The organism is Blautia intestinihominis, from assembly GCF_040096655.1.
GTDB lineage: Bacteria > Bacillota > Clostridia > Lachnospirales > Lachnospiraceae > Blautia_A > Blautia_A intestinihominis.
In genome coordinates this window covers 1-2,710 of sequence record NZ_JBBMEI010000149.1, presented here as the reverse complement: position 1 = coordinate 2,710, position 2,710 = coordinate 1, and the positions used below count along the sequence as shown (strand labels likewise).

Sequence of the window (2,710 nt, the reverse complement as noted above, 5' to 3'; positions counted from 1 at the left end):
TTCATCAGCAGATTGGGAAGAAGTGTCGCTTCCTCCGCCGCCTTTTGTGCAAGCAGTTCTTTTCGTTTTTCTCCCAGCTCGGTAATCCAGCCTTTGAGGTTTTGAATGAGCTGCCGGATAGACTTCATCAGGCGGTTGGCGGCTCTGATGTCCCGGTTCAGGTTGCCGATGTTCGTCTGGATACCCCGCTTTTCCATCTGCCGGACAGCAGTCCCCTCATGGACAGTGGGGACTATATCAAGCCCCTGTCTGGCATAGGAACGCAAGTCCACACGCTCTGGGCGGTCATTGGCTTCCAGATAGCGGTTCTGGATGATCTCCCATTCATGCCGCCAGATTTCACAATACTTGCGGTCGTTCCAGTCAACCGTATCTTCCTTGTGACTTTTCCATCTGCCGGACGGAAGTTTTATCCGTTCCCCGTTTTCGTCAAGGTCATAAACCTTGCGGCTCTTGGGAAGCCATTTCCCATGTTCATCCATTGCCCGCATAGTCAGCATGACATGAGCGTGAGGGTTTCCGTCCCCTTTGTCATGGATGGCAAAATCCACGCACATTCCTTTGGAAACAAACTGCTGATTGCAGAAATCCCGGACAAGGGCGGCGTACTGGTCGGGCGGTATCTCTCTGGGGATGGTAAGCACCCACCGCCTTGCAAGCTGGGAATTCCATTGCTTCTCCACCGCTTCGGCGGCGTTCCATAAAGTATTGCGGTCTGCATACGACCGTGGGGCATTTGCCGGAAGCAAGATTTCATTGTGGACGATACCACGCTTTTCTGGGTAGTGCTTCACTTCCTGATCGTATCCACAGAACAGCTTTTCGCCGCTCTGGTAGGCAGCGGCGGCAACCGCAGACTGCTGTTGGCTTCGCTGCACAATCGAGATTTCGTTGTGTGGACAGGGCATTTCGTGTCCCTCCTTTCGGTAATTGGTGGATGGGGTGGCGTTTTACCACCTCATTTGGGGCAGAAAAAAAGCAGGAGACCTTTTCAGATTTCCTGCTCGGTGGTGCCGCCGGTGGGCGGCTGGTATTCAGTTTTGAAAGTTCGGGTCAGGGTGGCCCGATGATGAAATAAAATATCTGCATGAAGATTATTCAACTTCTTTTAGTAATTCTTCAACAGAAATACCGTAAAGTTTTGCAAGTGCAAAAAGATTTGATGTGGAAGGGTCGGATGTTCCATTTTCCCATTTTGAAACAGCCTGCCTGCTAACACCAATCGTTTCAGCAACAAATTCCTGCGTCATTTTGCACTGTGTTCTGTGTACTTTGAGTGCTTCACCCAACGATTTCCTCACTACGGATTTTTCCTGCCGTACATCTTTTGAATGGATATATTTGAGTAATGCACGAACAATAAGGGTAAGCAAACCAACAAAGATACATAAGAAAATTATTCCAACGATTATCATAAATACGGTTACTTTCATTTGACCACCTCCTAATGTTGCTGTTGGCTTCATTTCTCTGTACGGATATATTTAAGCAATGCACGAATAACAAGGATAAGCAAGCCGACAAAGATACATGAGAAAACTATTCCGACTACAATCATAATGATGTTTACTAACATTTGGATGACCTCCTTTCTTTGTTGGCTTTATTCTATCTGAATTACCGTGTTGCTACCACCAACTATCAAGCAATTATCAGTTGCATATCGGTTGCACAATGATAGCGTTCTGTTTTTTGACCTTATTATACTAAATTACCGTAGATAAGGATAGCTCGACTGATAAAACTTGCTGGACGGGAACAGCTTGCAGCGCAAGGTGTTTCCGGGCGGCAAGTCCACAAAAGGGTAGCTGGCGACAGCCAGCGCAGGGGAAGCGTAGCGTCCCCTGTATGATTTGGAGCAGACCATGACTGCGGAAAATCACAGCCCTCCGGCGAGGAGCCTTCGGAGAACGCAATGCACCAACCTTTGGGTGGTGTATAATTGCGCCCTTAGTAAACTAAGGGGGTTCCGGCATCTCCCGTTCCAGCAGTTTTTTCAATAGTTCCTGCGTGTCCTGTCTGTGAAAAATGAGTTTCAACAACAGCATGACATCATCATCTGTCAGGCGTTCCGGCTCTTGCAGAAAACTTTCCAGCATACCGCCACGGGTACAGAGCCGGTGCGTCCGTTCCTTTCGGGTAAGCTGTTTCAACTGGTGCTGCAATGCCTTTTCATCATTGATGGCTTTCCGCAGTTTCTTTTCGCTTTTTTCCAACTCCCGATTGAGTTTTTCCAGCTTTGAGGTATCAGGCAAGGGCAGCGTCCTCCTTTCCCGGTATCAGCACATAAATCCGGTTTGGTTCTCCAATGCCCTGACGCACCCGCATGATAAGTCCGGCAGTTTCCAGTTCATTCAGAGAACGCTTGACCGTCATGGAGCTGCGGGACAGGACTGCGGCAATGGCTGTGACAGGGAAGCAGACAAAGAGGATTCCGTTCTCGTCCTCCTGCCCTTTGGAGAGCATAGCGTCCAGCATCCGGCAGTACATGACCTTTGCGGTGCTGCTGACTGGAAATCCTGTCAACGCTCTGGGAAAAGGCATACAGGGCGGCAATGGTGTGTCTATCGTCATAAATTCAAAATTCATTCTGTGTGTTCCTCCTTTTTCTTTGCTCGTTTGGATAAATAACAGGGGCAGTCAATCACAACCGCCCGGAAGCTCTGCTTGCACCCATGCTGGCATTTCCGGCATAATTCGTTGTAAGTGA

At 48.7% G+C, this 2,710-nt stretch carries 4 protein-coding genes; all 4 read right to left on the bottom strand.

Translation table 11 applies throughout. The features are described 5' to 3' along the window. Nucleotides 1-908: MobQ family relaxase (gene mobQ, locus WMO75_RS19215; RefSeq protein WP_349078782.1), on the bottom strand; the 908-nt coding region annotated here is incomplete at its 3' end. A 186-nt stretch (nt 909-1,094) separates the two neighbouring features. Next, complete coding sequence (locus WMO75_RS19210; RefSeq protein WP_003509323.1) at nt 1,095-1,433, bottom strand: helix-turn-helix domain-containing protein; 339 nt, start codon at nt 1,431-1,433, stop codon at nt 1,095-1,097. Between the two features lie 525 nt (nt 1,434-1,958). Continuing rightward, the gene (locus tag WMO75_RS19205) at nt 1,959-2,255 is read right to left on the bottom strand and encodes a DUF3847 domain-containing protein (RefSeq protein ID WP_005927679.1); all 297 of its coding nucleotides are present in this window, start codon (nt 2,253-2,255) and stop codon (nt 1,959-1,961) included. After that, on the bottom strand, nt 2,248-2,589 hold the full coding sequence (locus WMO75_RS19200; protein WP_005927681.1) for a replication initiator protein A: 342 nt from the start codon (nt 2,587-2,589) through the stop codon (nt 2,248-2,250). The genes WMO75_RS19205 and WMO75_RS19200 overlap by 8 nt, the downstream gene beginning before the upstream one ends. Nucleotides 2,590-2,710 lie beyond the last annotated feature (121 nt).

Coding starts and splice junctions, on each gene's coding strand:
- WMO75_RS19200 (WP_005927681.1), bottom strand. CDS start 2,589: ATGAATTTTGAATTTATGACGATAGACACACCATTGCCGCCCTGTATG.
- WMO75_RS19210 (WP_003509323.1), bottom strand. CDS start 1,433: ATGAAAGTAACCGTATTTATGATAATCGTTGGAATAATTTTCTTATGT.